The organism is Moraxella atlantae NBRC 14588 (assembly GCF_001591265.1).
Classification (GTDB): Bacteria; Pseudomonadota; Gammaproteobacteria; order Pseudomonadales; family Moraxellaceae; genus Faucicola; species Faucicola atlantae.
This window is the reverse complement of the sequence record NZ_BCUL01000002.1, coordinates 205,426-224,827: the sequence shown is the minus strand read 5'-3', so window position 1 is coordinate 224,827 and position 19,402 is coordinate 205,426. Positions and strand designations below refer to the sequence as shown.

General features: G+C 50.3%; 17 protein-coding genes. 9 read left to right on the top strand and 8 right to left on the bottom strand.

Going from position 1 to position 19,402, the window contains the following annotated elements; translation table 11 throughout:
• Positions 1-235: 235 nt before the first annotated feature.
• Positions 236-988, bottom strand: a complete 753-nt coding sequence (locus MA2_RS02390; RefSeq protein ID WP_067055929.1) for a ComF family protein — start codon at positions 986-988, stop codon at positions 236-238.
• A 6-nt stretch (positions 989-994) separates the two neighbouring features.
• On the bottom strand, positions 995-2,431 hold the full coding sequence (locus MA2_RS02385; protein ID WP_067055919.1) for a phospholipase A: 1,437 nt from the start codon (positions 2,429-2,431) through the stop codon (positions 995-997).
• Positions 2,432-2,713: 282 nt separating this feature from the next.
• Between MA2_RS02385 and MA2_RS02380 the strand changes: the two genes are divergently transcribed.
• Positions 2,714-2,932: a YqaE/Pmp3 family membrane protein gene (locus MA2_RS02380; protein ID WP_067055917.1), complete on the top strand. Its 219-nt coding sequence runs from the start codon at positions 2,714-2,716 to the stop codon at positions 2,930-2,932.
• 27 nt (positions 2,933-2,959) lie between these two features.
• On the opposite strand, the gene MA2_RS02375 is transcribed toward MA2_RS02380, so the two are convergent.
• The 4 genes from MA2_RS02375 to MA2_RS02360 all read right to left on the bottom strand — a co-directional run bounded on the left by MA2_RS02375 (position 2,960) and on the right by MA2_RS02360 (position 8,083).
• Positions 2,960-5,212 (bottom strand): cytochrome c biogenesis protein CcdA, encoded by a 2,253-nt coding sequence (locus MA2_RS02375; protein WP_067055914.1) that lies wholly within the window; start codon positions 5,210-5,212, stop codon positions 2,960-2,962.
• 44 nt (positions 5,213-5,256) lie between these two features.
• The gene (gene gspG, locus MA2_RS02370; protein WP_067056148.1) at positions 5,257-5,715 is read right to left on the bottom strand and encodes a type II secretion system major pseudopilin GspG; all 459 of its coding nucleotides are present in this window, start codon (positions 5,713-5,715) and stop codon (positions 5,257-5,259) included.
• 182 nt (positions 5,716-5,897) lie between these two features.
• Positions 5,898-7,103: a type II secretion system inner membrane protein GspF gene (gene gspF, locus MA2_RS02365; RefSeq protein ID WP_067055911.1), complete on the bottom strand. Its 1,206-nt coding sequence runs from the start codon at positions 7,101-7,103 to the stop codon at positions 5,898-5,900.
• Positions 7,104-7,171: 68 nt separating this feature from the next.
• Entirely contained in the window at positions 7,172-8,083 is a 912-nt protein-coding gene (locus tag MA2_RS02360; protein WP_067055908.1) for a hypothetical protein, read from the bottom strand.
• 189 nt (positions 8,084-8,272) lie between these two features.
• Between MA2_RS02360 and MA2_RS02355 the strand changes: the two genes are divergently transcribed.
• The 3 genes from MA2_RS02355 to MA2_RS02345 are packed head-to-tail and all read left to right on the top strand — an operon-like array spanning position 8,273 to position 11,505.
• Positions 8,273-9,028, top strand: coding sequence for a hypothetical protein (locus tag MA2_RS02355; protein WP_079352062.1), 756 nt, complete (start codon positions 8,273-8,275; stop codon positions 9,026-9,028).
• Positions 9,029-9,064: 36 nt separating this feature from the next.
• Positions 9,065-10,885, top strand: a complete 1,821-nt coding sequence (locus tag MA2_RS02350; RefSeq protein WP_067055905.1) for a monovalent cation:proton antiporter-2 (CPA2) family protein — start codon at positions 9,065-9,067, stop codon at positions 10,883-10,885.
• 47 nt (positions 10,886-10,932) lie between these two features.
• Positions 10,933-11,505 carry an O-acetyl-ADP-ribose deacetylase gene (locus MA2_RS02345; protein ID WP_067055904.1) on the top strand — a complete coding sequence of 191 codons (573 nt, stop codon included), beginning with the start codon at positions 10,933-10,935 and terminating at the stop codon, positions 11,503-11,505.
• Positions 11,506-11,600: 95 nt separating this feature from the next.
• Here MA2_RS02345 and MA2_RS02340 read toward each other — a convergent pair whose 3' ends face one another.
• Both MA2_RS02340 and MA2_RS02335 read right to left on the bottom strand, forming a co-directional pair.
• On the bottom strand, positions 11,601-11,903 hold the full coding sequence (locus tag MA2_RS02340) for a YbdD/YjiX family protein (RefSeq protein ID WP_067055903.1): 303 nt from the start codon (positions 11,901-11,903) through the stop codon (positions 11,601-11,603).
• A 46-nt stretch (positions 11,904-11,949) separates the two neighbouring features.
• Positions 11,950-14,082 carry a carbon starvation CstA family protein gene (locus tag MA2_RS02335; RefSeq protein ID WP_079352058.1) on the bottom strand — a complete coding sequence of 711 codons (2,133 nt, stop codon included), beginning with the start codon at positions 14,080-14,082 and terminating at the stop codon, positions 11,950-11,952.
• A 336-nt stretch (positions 14,083-14,418) separates the two neighbouring features.
• Between MA2_RS02335 and MA2_RS02330 the strand changes: the two genes are divergently transcribed.
• The 5 genes from MA2_RS02330 to rluB all read left to right on the top strand — a co-directional run bounded on the left by MA2_RS02330 (position 14,419) and on the right by rluB (position 19,263).
• Positions 14,419-15,393 (top strand): LpxL/LpxP family acyltransferase, encoded by a 975-nt coding sequence (locus tag MA2_RS02330; protein ID WP_067055901.1) that lies wholly within the window; start codon positions 14,419-14,421, stop codon positions 15,391-15,393.
• A 125-nt stretch (positions 15,394-15,518) separates the two neighbouring features.
• Positions 15,519-16,604, top strand: a complete 1,086-nt coding sequence (gene trpS, locus MA2_RS02325; protein ID WP_067055900.1) for a tryptophan--tRNA ligase — start codon at positions 15,519-15,521, stop codon at positions 16,602-16,604.
• Between the two features lie 79 nt (positions 16,605-16,683).
• A complete protein-coding gene (locus tag MA2_RS02320; RefSeq protein ID WP_067055897.1) occupies positions 16,684-17,484 on the top strand; it encodes a segregation and condensation protein A in 801 nt (266 codons plus the stop codon).
• A gap of 214 nt (positions 17,485-17,698) precedes the next feature.
• Positions 17,699-18,253 carry an SMC-Scp complex subunit ScpB gene (scpB, locus tag MA2_RS02315; RefSeq protein ID WP_067055894.1) on the top strand — a complete coding sequence of 185 codons (555 nt, stop codon included), beginning with the start codon at positions 17,699-17,701 and terminating at the stop codon, positions 18,251-18,253.
• 158 nt (positions 18,254-18,411) lie between these two features.
• Entirely contained in the window at positions 18,412-19,263 is an 852-nt protein-coding gene (gene rluB / locus MA2_RS02310; protein WP_067055891.1) for a 23S rRNA pseudouridine(2605) synthase RluB, read from the top strand.
• The last annotated feature ends 139 nt before the right edge of the window (positions 19,264-19,402 follow it).

The following is a 19,402-nucleotide window of genomic DNA, read 5'->3' as shown; positions in this document are numbered from 1 at the left end:
TAGGATTGTCATAGACACGAATTAGCTTAAGTGTGTGTTTGGAAACGTCTTACCAGTTAAGTTACTGCGTACTCGCAATTTAGTCTTAACTTAACTGTGGAATGTAAGACATTGAATATAGTGAGATGAGTATAGCAAAACTCATCGCATTTAACAATTGCCTTATATCCACTGCCTGAAGTCGCAGGTTTACGGCAACGAATGATAAAAAGTACTTACAAATTAGGCACACGCCCTAGACACCGTGCAAAATTCCACGTGCATATAACCGATACTTGCCATCGGCTAAGCGATTGTCCTCGATGATGGCTTGCAAGGTTGCGCCTGTGGTGACAACATCATCAAACAAAATCACATGCCGCGCTTGTGGGCGTGCGTGAAAATAAAACGCTTGCTTGACGTTGGTTAGCCGCGCCTCACGGCTTAAACCTTGCTGACGCTTGCGCTCATGACGTGCAAGTCCCGTAAACAACGGGATTTGCCAATGAAAACTCAAATAGACGCTTAACCAACCAAGCGCATCAAAACCTCGCTCACGTAAGCGTTTGGTCGTGGTGGGTACGGGCAAAATAACGCTGTTGTGGGTGTGGCAGTTGGGCGGTGGCGCAAGCTTACGCACGGCATGCACCAGTGGCAGCAGCTGGGTTAGGTTGTGTTGATTTTTATAGCGGGTCATCACGCGTTCATACGGATACGTATACGCCGCGCTGGCAACGCCGTCTATGGTATCGCCATTGGCAAGATTAAGCCGAAACGTCGCCGCTTGCCAATCCACACTGGCATCACACGCAGCGCACAAAAAACCAAGTCGATTAAACCAGTGCTGATGGGTGTCTGTCTGGGGATCTGTCTTTTGAATGGTGGTGCAAGGATTAAGGCGGCACAGTTGGCAGCGACCCAAGGTGCCTTGCCACACCAACGCAGGGGCAAACGGTAATTGCCACCAAGTAGGCGGCTTGATTAGATACTGACTTTTACCGCTTGCCATCGTCTGTTAGATACCAGGGAAGTCATTGAACATAAAACCAATACCAATATTGGTATCTTTGTGGTTATAGTCCAAAATTCGCTCACCATAGCCATGGAATAACTGCACATACGCCTTAACGCCACCGCGTAACGGGTAGGCATAATCCAGCTGAATCGCGCCTTTATTTTCGGCAGGATTATAACGCACCAAACCGCCAAGGCTTTGCTGGTTGCTCAGCGCATACTGCCAACGGATATCGCCATAGCCCATGTAATCGCCGATGTCTTTGTTGTCGATATGGTCTTTGTCGAAGTCTGGCAAAATCGCCCAAATCCGCGGAATGACCGACAGCTTACCCCACTCTGCCCCACCCATTAAATAAATGCGGTTCCATGAGCGTGACAACGGCTCGGATTCGCCGTTTGAATGGTGGACAAAACCACCGCCAATCATGCGCAGCCGCCCGTCAAACGGCAAATCTGCTAAGACAGGTTGGGTAACAAACACCTCAGGTTCATAATCCGATGATTTAAACGGGCGTGAATCTTTAGAATTATAGATCTGCCAATAAAATTTTTGCGTATAGCCAAGCCATAAATCCGCTTGTGTACCAAATAAATCTTCCATCATTTTGGTTTTTAGCGAGATTTGCACCTTGCTGTCAAGGTGTTGATAATCAGGATAATCCTCTGGCGTGTCTAGACGCGGTGAATGTGGATCACGATTGGGGTGTACACTGTACCACAATGGCAACACATGCATCGGCTTGTGCGGACGAATGGTAAAAATACCGCGCGGATCGTTTTTATCCAAATCATACAGCACGCTAAGCGGCGTGTAACGCTCGACATCGGTTGCGGTAATACCTGCCTCATCCAGCACCTGCTGAGCAGCTTCGGGGTCGGTACTGGTGATCTTAACGGGCGTAGCAGGTTTGCCCCCTTTTGAGGGTACCACGCCTTTGACCTCAATCGCGCCCACGTTGTCATCTTGGTGAGTAAGCTCGGCGTTGGGCTCTGCTAACACAGGGACAGCACGACGCGCACTTAAGCTGGCGGACAGCGTTTTGGCTAAATCCAGTGGCACCTTAGTTTCATCGCCAGAGGCGGCAGCATTGCCTGCTAGCGAATTGGCAGATACGCGGTCATAGCATGCCAACCGCACAGCGTTATCAAACTCTTTGCTACAGCGTTGGATCAATGCCAATGATTGTGCATTGGCGGCATTTGGCACTGCACTGTCTACTACAACAACATCTGACACGGTGGCATGAGTCGCGTTATCAGTTTTGGTGGTAGCTTTACGCGTATTGCTTGCTTTGCTACGGTTTTTGCTGGTTTTGGTTGAGGTTTTACTGGCGGATGTCTTGGACGTGGTCTTACTGTTGGCAGCGTGGACTGGATTGGACAAGATAGCCAATGCCAACACACTAAGGGAAAATAATCGCGGTAATGATGACATGACGATTCCTAAGGCATACCGACACGGCAGCCTTGTTTGCTCAAAAATGGGTAAGATAAATTGGGTATATGATGACACATTGCAATACGCTAGACAAGCGTGTTGCACAAACTCTTAAATACATTATTTTTATGAAATAAATTTAAATATTTATTTAATTTTAAAACGCATTATAGATAAAATATCACTGGCAAAATTTGTAATATTACAGCAACAAAATTGGCTTAAGATATACGCTTCAATACTTTACTTTTCAGTTTTGTTTTTGATGGGACTTGCGTTATGCGTTTAATAATCGCCTTTATTTTTCCTTGGCTTGCATTTTTTACCATCGGCCGACCTATCGCAGGAATCGTCTGTTTATTGCTACAAATTACTTTTATTGGGTGGCTACCTGCAACCATTTGGGCAGTCTATGCGCTTAGCCAATATAACACAAACAAAAAAATTAAACAGGCTATGCGTCATCAATCTATCACAGAAATCAAACATCCATCTTAACACCACTTTAAAGTATAATGTAAAAAATCAATGAGCCAACTGTGTTAATGTCTGCTCAAATTGGCTACGTGACACTGCGCCTTGCTGTTTAAGCTGTAACCTGCCCTCTTGGTAGTACAACAACACAGGTGGGGCAAAAATATCCAACGTTTGATATACTGCACGGCTAGCAGGTGTGTCGGCAGTGACATCCAGCCGTACGCGCTGCCAATTAGCCAATTCAGCAGGTGGCACGGCAAATAAGTCGCGCTCCATCAAACGGCACTCCAAACACCAATCGGCGGTGACTTCGACCAACACGCGCGGATGCTGTGCCAACAAGGTAGGTAAGGCATTAACATCGGTGATGGTAATCGGTGCAGACGCGGTTATTGCTGATGGGGTATTGGTGAATTGGCGATCAGCTTGCACGGTCAGTTTATCAAGTGGTTGCAAGCTGTTGTGGCTGCCTGAGGCAAACCCTGCCACCAAGCACCCGACCCATGCCAACATTAGCACCGCAGGCGCGCGCCACAGCAATTGGCGGCTTAGGTGGTTGGTAACAAACTGGTCAGATGAATTTGGCAATTGGTTGGGCATTTGCCACGTCCCCAATGCCAACACCGCCCACCAACCTGCCCACAAGAGCAGCACAAGGCTTGACTGCCAGATGCGCTCAATCAGCAACAATGCCACTGCCAACAGCAGCCAAGCAAACCCTGCCTTGACCCAATTCATCCAAGCGCCTGCCTTGGGCAACCGCTGCATGAGTGTGCCTTGTGTCGCAGCCAGCAATACCAACGGCGTGGACAGCCCAAGCCCGAGCATGAATAATGCACCAAACCCGAGCCACGCATTGCCCGTTGCTGCCACGCCTGCTAGCGCACCTGCCAATGGTGCAGACACACACGGTGACACGACCAGTGCCGAGAAAAACCCTGCCAATAAGCTACCGCCCACACTGCCCAAACGCGCTTGCCCAACTTGCCCAAGCCTGTGCACACGCGCCGCAATGGGTGCAGGCAACCGCAGCGGTAATCTGTCGAGCATATACAACGCCAACACGACAAACAGCGCAGCAAACGCCAATAACACGGGTGGCTGCTGCAAGCGATTGACCAGTCCAAGTGACTGCCCAAATACCGCCACCAATGCCCCCAACACACCATAGCTGCTTGCCACGCCGATGGCATAGCTACCTGTCAAAACCAAACCGCGCCGCCGTGAGGTTTTGTTGCCATCGCTGCGACTGGCGGTTTGCGCGACGATATTGGTGACAATCGGCAACATTGGCAACACGCACGGCGTAAATGCTAGCCCAAGCCCTGCCAAAAACAACAGCAGCAACGCTAGCGCCGCATGTTGATTGAGTCCAAACGGATCATTGGCTTGGCGATCGATTGGTAAAGTGGTCTGGGTGGTGGTGGGTGACGGCGTGGTGCTGATAATGGCACCAACAGTACTGGAGGATGCAAGTATGGGCACATCTGCGTTACTTGCGCTTGCCGTCACAGGGGCGCTGGCAGCTAGATATTCATTTTGACTGCTATCTGCTGTGGCACTTGCCGCGCGATCGGCAATATTTGCCGCAGTAGTAGACGCGCTAAGAGCAGGCACAGACGCAGCTTGCGTTGGTAAAATCGCTGATTTTGTGGACGCGTTGGGATTTGTGGTATTGGTGGCTGGGTTGACAGCCGCTACACGTTCGCTAGCGGATTTTGTAGGTTGTTCGGCGGTTTCGGTTTTTGGCTGGCTAAGTTGTGGCACATCTGCCAGTGTTAAGGTCACGGTTTGCGGCGGATAACACAAACCTGCCTTGGCGCAGCCTTGCCATTTTAAGGTGACAGTTTTGTCATTGGCGAGGTTGGCTGAATTTTTGGCAAGTTTTAAGCTTGTGGTCGCGCTGACATCATGGTCAAACACCGCCACGCGCCCAAAATCGGGGTCATCCACAAAACTTGGCTTTGCACCAAAGGTCAACGGCGTGGCGGTTACGCCGTTGGGCAAGGTCAATTTAAACTTATCACGATAGACGTAATAGCCATCTTGCACCTGCGCTTGCATGGTCAAACGCGCGTCTTGCTGGCTGATCGTCACATTAAACGCTTGTGTCACAGGCAGCGGTTTTGCACCCTCAACGCGCACACCGCTGATCTCATTGGCAGGGTTAATCGTACCTACATTTGCGCCACTATCGCCAAAGGCATCGCTTAGGCTGATGGCTTGAGTAGGCATGGCAAGCCCCAACCAACCGCTTACCAACAGCAATTTTAGCGCCCATCGAATATTATTTGTGACCAATTTAATCCAACCTTGCTTATTTTACTGCCCTGCCTGTTGATGGCTTATTGTTTTGCCATGATGTCCGCGTCTAGCCCTTCGCCGCCTTCTTGCCCATCTGCACCCAACGAAAACAAATCATACGCACGACCTTCACTGCCAGGTTGCACGTATTGTAAGTCATTTTCCCAACCGTCTTTTGGCATACCGCCTTTGATGTAGCCACCTTCTGGCCAGTTTTTGGCGTTTTGCGGCGGTGTGAACAGCGCGGCTAAGCCCTCTTGGGTGGTCGGATAGCGTCCGTTATCGACTTTAAACATGTCAATCGCGTTTGACGTGGTGGCTAGTGCGGTCTCAGTGGTTTTGACGCGCGCTTTGTCGCTTTGTCCTGCCACTTTGGGCACCACCAAGCCTGCCAAAATTGCCAAAATCACGATGACCACCATCACCTCTATCAAAGTAAAACCTGCTTGGCGGCGTGGTGTAGCATCATGGCTGGGGTAAACGATTGTATCATTTAACATCTTATTCATAAAAACCAACAATCAACAGTCTAAGATAACGGATAAAATCCGCATTATAGTGGCAATATTTGACGCATTGGTTGCAAATTAGCGCCAAACTGCAAAAAATCAGGTTTGGGTAAGCTTGGCGCAACGTTTTTTAAAGCTGCCAAACCTTAATACCGACCAAGCATTGGCAGCGTTTAATTTGCCAAATCATTCATATTAACGATCGGCAGCATCACCGCCATCACAATCGTCATCACGATCACGCCCATCAACACCAGCATCAAGGGCTCAAGCAGGGACAACAGCGTGCTAATCATCGTGGTAGCTTCGTTTTGCTGCATGTCTGCGGCGCGCGCCAGCATATTGTCAAGCTCACCTGATTGTTCACCGCTTTTGATCATCTGCACCATCATTGGCGGAAAAAAATTGCTGCGCTCAAGCTGGCTTGATAGGCTTGCGCCCTCGGTGACCTTGATGGTGGCTTGTTCTATACTGCGCTTGATGTGCACATTGGTGGCAACTGCGCCGCCAATCGCCAACGCCTCGACCAGTGGCACGCCTGAGCGCACCAAAATCGATAGCGTACTGGCAAAACGAGCCGCATTGAGGCTACGGCTTAATTTGCCAAAAATCGGCAAACGCAATGTCAAGGCATCCACCCGCGCACGCCCAATCGGTGAGCGAACAAATTTTATCACGATGATTGCCACACCCATGACCAACGCCAACAGCCACCACCAACCTGTGGTGATGACGTGCGATACTGCCAACACCGCCTGCGTAATCCACGGCAACGCTTGCTCGGATTGCTCAAACACCTTGACGATTTTTGGCACAACAAACGTCATCAGCCCAATCACCACAGCAAATGCCATGACCAACAAAATGACAGGGTACACCAATGCGCCTTGGATTTTTTTTTGCATGGCAAAGCGGTTTTCGGTGTAGTCTGCCAACTGTGCCAAAATCAAATCCAAATGCCCCGAACGCTCGCCTGCAGCAATCGTGGCGATATAAATCGGCGGAAAACTGCCCGATTCTTGCAGCGCGATGGCAAGGCTAAAGCCCTCAAGCACTTTGGCGCGTACGGCGTGCAGCAGTGCCTTGACATGGGCTTTTTCGCTTTGCTTGGCAACGGCTTGTAGTGCTTGCTCGATTGGCATTGCCGCCGCCAATAGCACCGATAACTGGCGCGTCATCAATGCCAAATCATACGCGCTCAAGCCCTTTTGCCACACGCTGCGGCGCGTGTTAGCGGCTTGTTGCACGGCATTAACCTCAACAGGCAACAGATTTTGCTCGCGTAGCTGTTGGCGGATTTGGCGTGGCGAATCGGCTTCTAAAATACCTTGGCACGCGCGTCCGCTGGTGTCCATGGCTTTGTATTGGTAGGCAGGCATGGCAATGGGTCGTTATTTTATTGGCAGTTTAGTTAAAAAATCGCTGATTATCAAAAAATTTACAGTCTTTAGCGCATACTTTTTAGTGGCGTAAATAATGGCTCAATCAGCGTTTGGTCATATTGTACCTGCTCGGCAAGCGCGTGACGCAGCGGCAACTTATCAAAGCTATTGACTTCACCGATCAGCAGTTTTTCAATTTGCTTGCTGAGCGCGTATTCGCTGATTTGTGCGCAATACACCGCCAGTTGATAGACCTGAGCTTTAAGCAACGGGTCAAACGCTTGCAACAGTCGTACCAACTCAGCAACTTCAACCCACTGGTATGGGTAATCGTTGGCAATCGGTTCTTTGAGCGCTGTTGCGGCATAGTGCACGCCCAAATGGGCAAAATAATAGCAGCAAAACAAATAGCCTGCCACATGCCCAATAAAATAGGTTTTGTCTTGGCTAAAACACGCCACGCCCAAAAATTGCAGCACCGTAGCGGCGGCGCTTTGCTCGATGCCGCGACGTGGTAATTGGCGCACGGGCGCAGATGTCGGCACATTGAGCGCGTTTGGCGCGTGACTGGTGATTTGCCAACCCAACGGACGCTGTGGCGGTAAGCGGCGCACGACTTGAAGCAACAAATCATCAACAATGTGCAGATGATCAAACAAGGTTTGTAGCGCGTCAGTGTCGGCAATACCGCGTACATCAAGGTGGCGCAAAGTCTGGAATTTGCCCCACTCAGCAAACTGTGCACAGTGCGCGGTGACATAAAACAGCGGCACGCGATTGCCATGATCGCCAACATAACGCTGGCTCAGCTGCTGATAAAACGCTTGCACCGCCTGTTCTTGCTGACGAAATAGGCGCAGCCGCCGCGCTGACAACTCGGCAAGTGTGGGCGGCTGACGCGTAAAGCCCACGCTGACAGGCGCGGACGTATCGGGCGGTGCAGACGCAATGGCTGGGGTAGTGGCAGATTCAGACATCGGGCGATGATATGGCTTAGGATTTTGGGCAAAATGTCACTATACCATAAGCCTGTTTGTGTTGCTATCATGGCTTGTGAGCAAGCGCATCACCTTAAGATAATCGTTTGCAGCCATGCAAAAATGTGTGACAATGGCAAACAGCCGATTGATTGTTGTCCAATTTATAGTAATAAAAAAAGAGCCCGTATGTCACACCGTTCTGCCCCGTTTGTTGTGCCTGATTTTCACCAGTTAAGCCTCGAGCAGTATAATCAGCTTGAGCTTGATCCATCACAGGCAAGCACGCTGGATGCCAAAACGCAAAAAAAACACGTCAAGGCATTGCTTTCGACCTTACAAGCCGATATCGCGCAGTTTCGCGCGGATTTTTTTCCACCACCTACGCTCACGCAAATCCAAGATTTACCGATTTATGCAGGCAATTTGGCAAGCGTGCAAGCTTATCAGCACGACTGGCAGCCGCTACTTGCGCGCGCTAAGCAGTTTTACCCCTCGGCAGGGTTGCCGCCCGACTATCTACCACTGCCAGCTAGCCTTGAGATTCCGCAGTTTATTTATCACGTTGCCAAGCTGCATCTGACCAAAACCCGTGCCAAAGAATCCAAAAACTTCGGCGCGGTAGGCGCATTGGTGGATAAATGCGGCGCGTTTGATGAGGCACAAGTTGAGCGCATGACGCACGCGCTGGCAAAATCCGCCGATGCGCGACTGGTGGCGCACCGAGAATTCATTGATTTGCGCGCGTATGTGTTTTGCAAAAATACCAAAGGCGAATTGCTTGAGCCTGAGCGGGTGCGCTTTTATCGCACGGGGCTTATCATTCATGCCTTGCCTGATATGAAATTGGTCGATAGCCGCCAAACACCACGCAAAAAACGCAATGATGCCTACCAAAATCCGATTGCCGACAACGGCGTGTGGCGGGTGTTTGTTAAGCTTTAAAGATTCAATTATTTTGTATGATCAGGAATAACGCCGATGTTTGCCGCCGCTACCACAAATAGCCTGTTGTTAGAAGTCTGTATTTTGTTGGGCGCGACACTGATTTTGGTGCCGCTTGGCAAACGCTTTGGCATCGCCACGGTGTTGGGCTACCTGCTGACAGGTTTATTGCTTGGACCTAGTGGGCTGCATGTGGTGAACAACCCCAACCATTTGCTGCATTTTTCTGAATTTGGTGTGGTGTTGCTGCTATTTTTGATTGGGCTTGAGCTGCAACCATCACGGCTGTGGGCGTTGCGGCAGTTGATTTTTGTCATGGGCGGTCTGCAAATGACAGTCACAGGCGCAGTGCTGATGGCATTGGTGCATGTGGTGTTTGGTTTGGCATGGGCGCAGAGTTTTGTCATCGGTTTTGGATTGGCGTTGTCCTCGACGGCATTTGTGTTGCAGCTTTTGACCGAACGCCGCCAACTATCCACCACCCACGGGCAGCAAGCGTTTACGATTTTGCTGTTTCAAGATATCGCGGTGATTCCGCTGCTGGCTGCGTTGCCGTTTTTGTCGGGCGTGCAAGAGCAGCAGCATTATGATTGGGAATACTTTGCCAAGGTGATCAGCATTTTTGCAGGTTTGGTGTTTGCCAGTCGCTATGTGGTGCGCCCGTTTTTTAAATTTGTTGCCAACAGCCACGCCACTGAGCTTTTGACGGCGGTGGCGTTGTTTATCGTGCTGGGTGTGTCGCTGCTGATGGATTACATCGGGCTGTCGATGGCGTTGGGCGCTTTTTTGACGGGCGTGCTGTTGGCGGATTCAGCGTATCGGCATGAGATTGAATCGAGTATTGAGCCGTTTAAGGGCTTGCTGCTTGGGCTGTTTTTTATTTCTGTGGGTATGCTGACCGATGTCAAGCTGATTGTTGCCAAGCCACTATTGATTATCGGCGCGGCGCTAGGGCTGATTGTCGTCAAATTTGCCGTGCTAAGCGTGATTGCACGCGCATTGGGCAACCGCTGGGACAACAGCCTACGCCTTGGGGTGACCTTGGCGCAAGGCGGTGAATTTGCGTTTGTGCTGTTTAGTGTGGCACGTGGGCAGCATTTGCTCAATCACCAACAACAATCGACGCTGGATTTGATCGTCACGGTATCGATGGCGCTTACGCCGCTGGCGTTTTGGCTGTGGGGTCGCGTGGGTGAGGCGTATTTTGCCAAGCGCGCGCCTGCCCGCGATTATGATACCATCCCCGACCATGCCCATCCTGTGGTGTTGGCAGGTTTTGGGCGTATGGGACAAATCATCGGACGGGTGCTGCGGATGCACAATATCGAATTTACCGCGATTGAAAAATCTGCCAACCAAGTCGATTTTGTACGCAAATTTGGTAACAGTGTGTTTTATGGCGATCCACGCAACCCCGATACCCTACGCGCGGCAGGGCTGGGCAAGGCACGGCTGTTTATTTTGGCGATTGGTGACATTGAGCATTCGGTCACTGTGGCAGATTATGTCGTGCGCACTTACCCTGAGGTGACGATTTTGGCACGCGCCATCAACCGCCAGCATTATTATCGCTTGCGTGAGGTTGGGGTCAAATACATTTGGCGTGAAACCTATCTGTCGGCGTTGGATATGTCGCGCGAATCGCTAGAGGTACTTGGTTTTAGCAAGGAATTTGCACGTAAAAGTGTGCGTATGTTCCGCGATTATGACGATGAATTGATTGAGCAGCAACAGGCGATTTATGACGATGAAGCCAAATTGATCGAATCGGCACAATCGGCAACGGCAGAGCTTGAAAGTCTGTTTGAAAGCGATTTGAATGAAGCCAAAGCATTGATGGCACAAAAAGACGACTAATTTTTATTAAGTAATACTTTTATTAAAATTAAAATAAGGCAACCACCATGCACCATGTACTGTCCCAACCACTGGCACAAACCACTATCAACCACACCAATTTAGCGGTCATCACAGGTGATATCACCGCGCTACACGTGGACGCGATTGTCAATGCCGCCAACAGCAGCCTGTTGGGCGGCGGTGGTGTCGATGGCGCAATCCACCGCAAAGCAGGCAGAACCCTGTTAGCAGCATGCCAAGCTATCCGCGCGCAGCAAGGCGGCTGCCCCACGGGGCAAGCGGTCATCACCCATGCAGGCAATTTATCTGCCGATTACGTCATTCATACTGTCGGCCCTGTGTGGCATGGCGGCACACACGATGAGGCGGCATTGCTAGCAAGCTGCTATCGTGAGTCATTGGCATTGGCGACAGCGCATGGCGTGACCAGTATCGCCTTGCCAAACATTTCAACAGGCGTGTACGGCTACCCCAAACCGCAGGCGGCACAGGTCGCGCTTGCAGCAGTGCGTGAGTGGCTGACGCAGCATCCACAAACCACCTTGCGTAAGATTATCTTTGTCTGCTTTGATCATGATAATGCGGCATTGTATAGCGATTTGTTGGCGACAAATTAAGCCTTTTTGGCAAAATAAATAACCGAAAAAGACGGCATCAACCGTCTTTTTTGTTTTAGCAACGCCATAATATCAAATATCAACCAATCAACCGATTAGCACGGGCAACGCTTCATATTGCCGCCACTGCTGGGATAACGCGCGTCCACACAGTAGCGAAAAAACGTCTTTTCATCCATCGCCTCAAGGTCGGGATGGTGCGTGCGCATGTGCTCAAGGTAGGTGGCGTAATCAGGCACGCCAACCATCAAGCGAAAACTTTGCTGCAGCCGCTTGACCAACAGCGCGATACGTGCCAAGTTTTTGGGGGTTAATAGCAGCTGTTTTTGCGCCTGCACGGTCATTTTGACCATATTAACCAACAAGATTTTGCTGTTATCAGCCAATGGATTTTTCATTGTGCTAACCTTTTGATTCTGTGTTTTTGTTGTCGTCTGTTGACCATCAATGCGCGGCCTTTACCGATAATGGTACAGGATCAGCGTACACTGCTTCGCCCTCAACCACGGTAGGCACAGGACTTGCCAATGCGCGTTGCACACTGCGGATTGATGCCAAAATCATCACCACCAATACCGTCATAAAAAACCCACACAGTACGGCGTTGATTTGGTTGGATAGCACGATGGTTTGCATTTCTGCCAGATCCTTGGCAGGTTTGAGCACCTCACCTGCGGCGATCGCAGCTTTGTATTTATCCGCTTGCGCCAAAAAGCCAATAGCAGGGTTACTGTGGAAAATCTTTTGCCAACCTGCCGTCATACAAGTGATGACCAAAAAAATCATCGGCAATACCGTCAGCCACGCATAGCGTTGTTTTTTCATTTTAAACAGCACCACCGTGCCAAGCGTCAGCGCCATCGCAGCCAGCAGCTGATTGCCAATACCGAACAATGGCCATAATGAATTGATACCACCGAGCGGATCAACCACCCCTTGATAAACAAAAAACCCCCAACTGCCGACCGCAATAAGCGTGGCGATAAAATTGGTCACTGCATTATGCGTTTTGAACACAGGGGCGACCAAGCCCAAGGTGTCTTGCACCATAAAACGGCATGAGCGCGTGCCTGCATCGACGGCTGTCAAAATAAACAACGCCTCAAACAAAATCGCAAAATGGTACCAAAAGCCCATCATCGCAGGGTTATTAAAAATCAATGACAAAATATGCGCCATACCAATGGCAAACGTTGGTGCGCCGCCTGTGCGCGAAATCACTGACGTTTCACCCACTTGCTGCGCTAAGGTATTGAGCGCGTCTGGGGTGACCACAAAGCCCAAATTGGCAATAGCAGCGGCGGCGGCTTCGGGGGTTGTGCCCAAGAACGCGGCAGGCGAATTGATGGCAAAATATACACCAGGCTCCAGCACACACGCACAAATCAACGCCATGATACCGACGAATGACTCCATCAACATGCCGCCATAACCAATCGCGCGCGTGTCGGCTTCATTATCAATCAATTTAGGCGTGGTACCGCTTGAGACCAACGCGTGAAAACCTGAAATCGCTCCACAGGCGATGGTAATAAACAAAAACGGAAACAACGCGCCTTTAAATACTGGCCCTGTGCCATCGATGAATTGGGTCAAAGCAGGCATTTGTAGCTGCGGCATGGTGAACACGATTGCCAACGCCAACCCTGCAATCACACCGATTTTTAAAAAAGTTGAAAGATAATCACGCGGCGCGAGCAGCAACCACACAGGCAACACCGACGCGACCACACCATACGCCATCAGCAACCACGTGAGCTGCACACCCGATAGGGTAAACACCTCTGCCCAAAACGGGTTTTCTGCGATTTTGCCACCAAACACAATCGCCGCCATCATCAGCACAAAACCGATGATTGACACCTCCATGATGCGACCAGGACGCAAATAACGCATATACACGCCCATAAACAGCGCGATCGGAATGGTCATGGCAATGGTAAACAGACCCCATGGGCTATGCGCCAACGCCTTAACAACCACCAACGACAGCACAGCAAGAATAATCACCATCACGCCCAATGCGCCAAGCATGACCGTGATACCTGCAAAGCTGCCAAGCTCATCTTTTGCCATCTCACCCAGCGACTTGCCATCGCGGCGTGTTGAGATAAACAGCACCAAAAAATCCTGCACTGCGCCTGCAAACACCACGCCCACCAGTAGCCACAACGTGCCGGGCAAATAGCCCATTTGCGCTGCCAAAATCGGCCCCACCAGCGGCCCTGCGCCTGCGATTGCGGCAAAATGGTGACCAAACAATACCTGTTTATTGGTCGGTACATAATCAAGCCCATCTTTTAGCCTGTGGGCAGGGGTCACACGGCGCGGATTAAGCTCAAATACGCGCTCGGCAATAAACAAACTGTAATAACGATACGCAATGCTATACACACACACCGCTGCAACCACCAGCCAGATCGCGCTGATGGTTTCGCCGCGGTGCAATGCCAGCGTACCAATGGCAAACGCACCAATCACAGCGATGACTAGCCACAATAGATGTGAACCTAGCCCGCGTTTGGGCGTGTGGTTTTTTGGGGGAATAGTTGCAGTATTGAGAGAATGAGTCGCCATACACAGTCCCTTGTAAACATTATCCGTCATCGGATAGACCGCAGCGACCCACGGTGTCGGCAGTACAAACGTCTATCCTTGACGTAGATTGATAAAACATGCCATGATGGTAAATTAACCTAAAATCAGCGCAAATATACTTACCAATCACTGATTTTATCTCAGCATTTTTGTAACAAAAACCTAGACGATACTTACTAAACGTCCTGTAAGTGTCATATTTTGTCTGAATTGTAACACAAGTTTTGTGGTAAACCTAGTGGAATTTTTTTTATAAATACCAACATTTTTTTATAAAATATTACCACTTTTACCGTTCGTTGAGCCGTTGTTTGTATGATTTTTTCACCTGCTTCTACCCACCCGACCTCACAAACGCGGCTGCCGTTTAGTTGGCGGTTTTTGTTGCCGCAATACTGGGGGATTTGGCTGCTGATGGCGTGCGTGTTGCCGTGGGTGTGGCTGCCGCTGCGTGTACAGTTTTGGTTGGGGCGCACGTTGGGCGTGGTGCTGTATCACGGTATTGCACGCCGCCGCCGTGATACGCTGATTAATATGGCGTTGATTTTTCCCGAAAAATCCGCCTCTGAGCATGCGCAGCTTGCCAAGCGGGTGTTTATTCAGGCAGGTGTCGGTGTGTTTGAGAGCCTATGCGCATGGTTTCGTCCACACGTGTTTGATGGCTGCTGGGATGTGACAGGCGCGGATGCGGTACTCAAAGCGCAACATAACGGGCATGCGGTGATTTTGCTGGGTGCGCACTACACGTTGCTTGACTTAGGTGGTTTGCTGATGAGCCATGTGTTACCGATTGATGTCATTTATCGTCCACAAAACAACGCCTTATTGGATTGGTTTATTTTTAACGCCCGTACCCACATTTACCGCCGCCAAATTAGCCACCGCGATATGCGCGCGCTGGCGCAAAGTCTTAAAGATGGGCGCGCGGTGTGGTACTCACCCGATCAAGATTTTGGGCTTACACAAGGCGTGATGGCACCGTTTTTTGGGGTACCTGCCGCAACAATTACCGCACAACGCCGCCTTGCTCGTTTAGGTAATAAGCAAAAACCGCCCGTGTTTTTTATGTTCCATGCTTATCGCACGACCGCGCCAAACGTACCGCGTCCGCATTATCAGCTGACGCTTAGCCCACCGCTTAGCGATTACCCCAGTCAGAATGAAACAGCCGATGCGGCGCGAATCAATGCCTTGCTTGAACAGCTTATGCTTATCGATCCAACACAATACATGTGGTTTCACCGCCGCTTTAAGACCCAACCTGATGGCACCAAATATTACGCCAAATAATACACACCCCATGTATTGGGCTAAAGTCCATAGGAATACCGCGCCAAATTTTGTTATACTGCCAGTTTTATTTGACTATTTTTAAAGCACTTAATTTTTAAACCACTTAACCAGTAAGACCAACCATGACCGCACCTCAAAGCACCAACCCAGCAGCCGCCCAACAACCCACACGCATTTTGACAGGTATCACCACCTCAGGCATTCCGCATTTAGGCAACTATGTCGGCGCAATTCGCCCTGCGATTGCTTCAATTGCCAACAGCACGCACGATGCGTACTTTTTCTTGGCGGATTTGCATGCCTTGATTAAATGCCACGACCCCGACGCGGTGCACGCCTCAACCAAAGCCATTGCGGCAACGTGGCTTGCCTGCGGGCTTGACCCCGAGCGCGTGGTATTTTATCGCCAATCGGATATTGCCGAAATCCCAGAGCTGTCATGGGTGCTCAGCTGCAACTGCGCCAAAGGCTTGATGAACCGCGCCCATGCTTACAAGGCAGCGGTGGATGCCAATCTTGCCACGCCCGACACCGATCCCGATTTTGGCATCAGTATGGGCTTATTTGGCTATCCTGTGCTAATGGCGGCGGATATTTTGATGTTTAACGCCACCCACGTGCCTGTTGGCAAAGACCAAATTCAGCACATCGAGATGGCGCGTGACATCGCAGGTACGTTTAATTTTCGTTATTGCGCTGCCGACAAACCGTTGTTTGTGCTGCCTGAAGCCTTGGTCGATGAAGACACACCGCTGCTAACAGGGCTTGATGGCCGCAAAATGTCAAAAAGCTACGGCAACACCATTCCGCTATTTGGTGACAATCCGCAAGTCGATGGCGAAAGGGCACTCAAAAAAGCCATCATGCGCATTGTGACCAACTCACAACTGCCCGAAGAACCCAAAAATCCCGACGAATCAACGATTTTTGAGATTTATAAAGCCTTTAGCACACCAGCTGAGCAAGCCGCCATGCGTGCGCGTTTTGAGCAAGGTATCGGTTGGGGTGAGGCAAAAGAGGCGTTATTTGATAAAATCAATGCCGAAATCGCACCGTTTCGCCAGCGTTATAACGCGCTGATGGCAAACCCCAAAGAACTTGAGCAAATCCTCCAACAGGGCGCGGACAAGGCACGGCGCGAAAGCCGCAAGCGCATGGAAAAGGTGCGCAAAGCCGTGGGGATCAAGCCATTGGCAAAATTAAAATAAGCCCACAAGGACAAGTAACCGCTACCCAACAAATTGACATCTGTTATTTCAATCGCGTTAATCATTGACATTTATGACAATGGATGATTTTACGATCCGACTGTACCAAACGCCTGTACAATCGCTGCCCGAGGATTTGTACATTCCACCTGCTGCGTTTGCCATTTGGCTTGAGCAGTTTGAGGGACCACTGGATTTTTTGCTGTATTTGGTCAAGAAAAATAACTTTGATATCACCCGTACCGCGCTGCTACCGATCACCGCGCAATACCTTGATTACATCAAACAATTAGATGACGCGTACTTTGAGCTGGCAGGCGATTACTTGCTCATGGCAAGCACGCTGATTGCGATCAAATCTGAGCTGCTGCTACCTGCGCCTGCCCCCGTACAAGACGAGGTCAGCCCAACCAAAACCCTGCTAGACCGCTTGGCGCATTACGCGCAAATCAAACACGCCAGCGAGCGTTTAGACAGCTTGTTACGCTTAGAGCGTGACGTGTTTTTGGCGTATGCCAGCCTACCCGATGGCGACAGCCTTGCCCAAGCCGCTGCCGACCTGCAACAGCCCTACCCTGCCGACTGGCTAGCGGCTAGCTTACGTGCCATGCAGACGCGCCCTGACTATCAAATCCATACCCATCACATTCGCGCCGATCGCGTGCGCCTAGCCGAACGCATGCGCAGTATTCGCCAGTTTTTGCGCAGTCAGCAACGCGCACTGTTTTGTGAGGTGTTGGATAAACGCCAAGGTCGGCTTGGCGTGGTGGTGAGTTTTGTCGCTGTGTTGGAGCTTGCCAAACAGCGTGTAATTGATTTTTCGATTGATGAAAACAGTAGAACCAATATTGACCAATTAACGTTGGTTTGGGCGGCGTGATGCTTGCAAGTGATATGGGTGAAATTGACGCTATCAGATCATGTTTATTTACAACATAATATTTTTTAAAAAAAATAGCTATGCTGAGGAAAAACGCCTATCCCCTTGCTAGACAAATATTACCGCCTTAAAAAACAACCAGCATTCAGCGATAGACCACAAACAGTAGACTTGTTGAGAGATACAACGTTACCCATAGATCTTAATCCAACCAATGACCGACTTTAACCAACAACACCAAACCGCCCAAACTCATAGCAAAGCACTTGAGGCGATATTACACGCATCTGAAACCGCTTTGTCTGCCAAACAGTTATGCCACTTGTTGCAAATTAGCCCAACTGAACTTGACAGGGCATTGATCGTTTTGCAACAACGTTTAGCACAAGGCGCATTGACGCTTGCACACACTGCCACAGGCTATCGGCTACAAATTGCCAATGAATTTAGCCCCTTGATTCGCCGTGCATTTCCTGAACGTCGCGAAACGCTCAGCCAAGCGGTGCTTGAGACGTTGAGCGTCATCGCTTACCGCCAGCCTGTCACCCGTGGCGATATCGAGCAGGTGCGCGGTGTGACGGTGTCAAGCACGATTTTGCGCCAGTTATTTGACAAAGGTTGGATCGTTGAACGTGGCCACAAAGACACACTTGGTCGCCCTGCCCTGCTCCATACCACAGCTGAATTTTTGGCAGCATTTGGCTTGGCAAGTCTTGATGACTTACCACCATTGTTGCCGTTAGAGGCATTTGGCGATGCGACAGAATAGCCTCAAGCCGCAAACTTATCAACACGCTAACCACACGTAATATCTGGCAGTTTTTTAGCTAGCCTTTTTAGGCTATTTGCCTTAAAATACGCGGTTTGATAGGCGTTATAGCGCGGTTGCGCGCTTTGGGCACACGCCGCGGATGACAGGAGCTTGCCATGACGGACGAAAAATTGCACAAGGCATTGGCGCGACTCGGCTTGGGCTCACGCCGTCAGATGGAAGAGGTCATCCGCGAAGGGCGCGTCAGTGTAAACGGGCAAATCGCCAGTATCGGTGATCGCGTCAAAACAGGCGATGAAATCCGCGTCGATGGGCGGCTGCTGCGCTACAGCGCGGAGCAAGAAAAACGCCGCCGTGTACTGATGTATTACAAGCCTGAGGGTGAAATTTGCTCAGCACATGACCCCGAGGGTCGTCCCACGGTGTTTGAGCGTTTGCCGCCTTTGACCAATGACCGTTGGGTAATGGTTGGGCGGTTGGATATCAACTCGACAGGCTTATTGCTGTTTACCAATGATGGCGAGCTTGCGCACCGTTTGATGCACCCGTCTAACCAAATCGAGCGCGAATATGCCGTGCGCGTGCTGGGTGAAGTTACGCCCGACATTGCGCGTCATTTAACGACAGGCGTGGAGCTTGACGATGGCATGGCGCAGTTTGATAGCTTGGTTGAAAAAGGTGGCGATGGTATCAATAAGTGGTACCAAGTACAGCTCAAAGAAGGGCGCAACCGCGAGGTACGCCGTCTGTTTGAATCACAAGGGCTTAAAGTCAGCCGTCTATTGCGTACGCGCTATGGTACCGTTAGCCTACCGCGCGAGCTGCGCACAGGGCGATATCTAGAGCTTGACCGCAGCGAGATTGACCGCTTGGCAAACTTAGTCGGTCTGCGCCCACGTCAAGGCACAGGGTTGTATGGCATTGCCAAACGTCGGCAAGAACGCCAGCAGCAAAAACCGCTCAAAGCGCGACGCAGTAACCATCTACGCCGCAATAAGCCGCGCTAAATAGCTTTGGTGATACGAATAATTTTTTTTAAAAAACGGTTAGGCAACGAGCCGTCTTTTTTGTGGTGCTTTTAAAACCATGCCGACATCAAACACAGCCGTTATCAATGTAAAAAAATGCTAACGCAAAGACTGTAAA

What these genes read in the sequence shown, in the direction of transcription:
- MA2_RS02390 (WP_067055929.1), bottom strand. Translation starts at nt 988, where the DNA reads ATGGCAAGCGGTAAAAGTCAGTATCTAATCAAGCCGCCTACTTGGTGG.
- MA2_RS02385 (WP_067055919.1), bottom strand. Translation starts at nt 2,431, where the DNA reads ATGTCATCATTACCGCGATTATTTTCCCTTAGTGTGTTGGCATTGGCT.
- MA2_RS02380 (WP_067055917.1), top strand. Translation starts at nt 2,714, where the DNA reads ATGCGTTTAATAATCGCCTTTATTTTTCCTTGGCTTGCATTTTTTACC.
- gspG (WP_067056148.1), bottom strand. Translation starts at nt 5,715, where the DNA reads ATGTTAAATGATACAATCGTTTACCCCAGCCATGATGCTACACCACGC.
- gspF (WP_067055911.1), bottom strand. Translation starts at nt 7,103, where the DNA reads ATGCCTGCCTACCAATACAAAGCCATGGACACCAGCGGACGCGCGTGC.
- MA2_RS02360 (WP_067055908.1), bottom strand. Translation starts at nt 8,083, where the DNA reads ATGTCTGAATCTGCCACTACCCCAGCCATTGCGTCTGCACCGCCCGAT.
- MA2_RS02355 (WP_079352062.1), top strand. Translation starts at nt 8,273, where the DNA reads ATGTCACACCGTTCTGCCCCGTTTGTTGTGCCTGATTTTCACCAGTTA.
- MA2_RS02350 (WP_067055905.1), top strand. Translation starts at nt 9,065, where the DNA reads ATGTTTGCCGCCGCTACCACAAATAGCCTGTTGTTAGAAGTCTGTATT.
- MA2_RS02345 (WP_067055904.1), top strand. Translation starts at nt 10,933, where the DNA reads ATGCACCATGTACTGTCCCAACCACTGGCACAAACCACTATCAACCAC.
- MA2_RS02340 (WP_067055903.1), bottom strand. Translation starts at nt 11,903, where the DNA reads ATGAAAAATCCATTGGCTGATAACAGCAAAATCTTGTTGGTTAATATG.
- MA2_RS02335 (WP_079352058.1), bottom strand. Translation starts at nt 14,082, where the DNA reads ATGGCGACTCATTCTCTCAATACTGCAACTATTCCCCCAAAAAACCAC.
- MA2_RS02330 (WP_067055901.1), top strand. Translation starts at nt 14,419, where the DNA reads ATGATTTTTTCACCTGCTTCTACCCACCCGACCTCACAAACGCGGCTG.
- trpS (WP_067055900.1), top strand. Translation starts at nt 15,519, where the DNA reads ATGACCGCACCTCAAAGCACCAACCCAGCAGCCGCCCAACAACCCACA.
- MA2_RS02320 (WP_067055897.1), top strand. Translation starts at nt 16,684, where the DNA reads ATGGATGATTTTACGATCCGACTGTACCAAACGCCTGTACAATCGCTG.
- scpB (WP_067055894.1), top strand. Translation starts at nt 17,699, where the DNA reads ATGACCGACTTTAACCAACAACACCAAACCGCCCAAACTCATAGCAAA.
- rluB (WP_067055891.1), top strand. Translation starts at nt 18,412, where the DNA reads ATGACGGACGAAAAATTGCACAAGGCATTGGCGCGACTCGGCTTGGGC.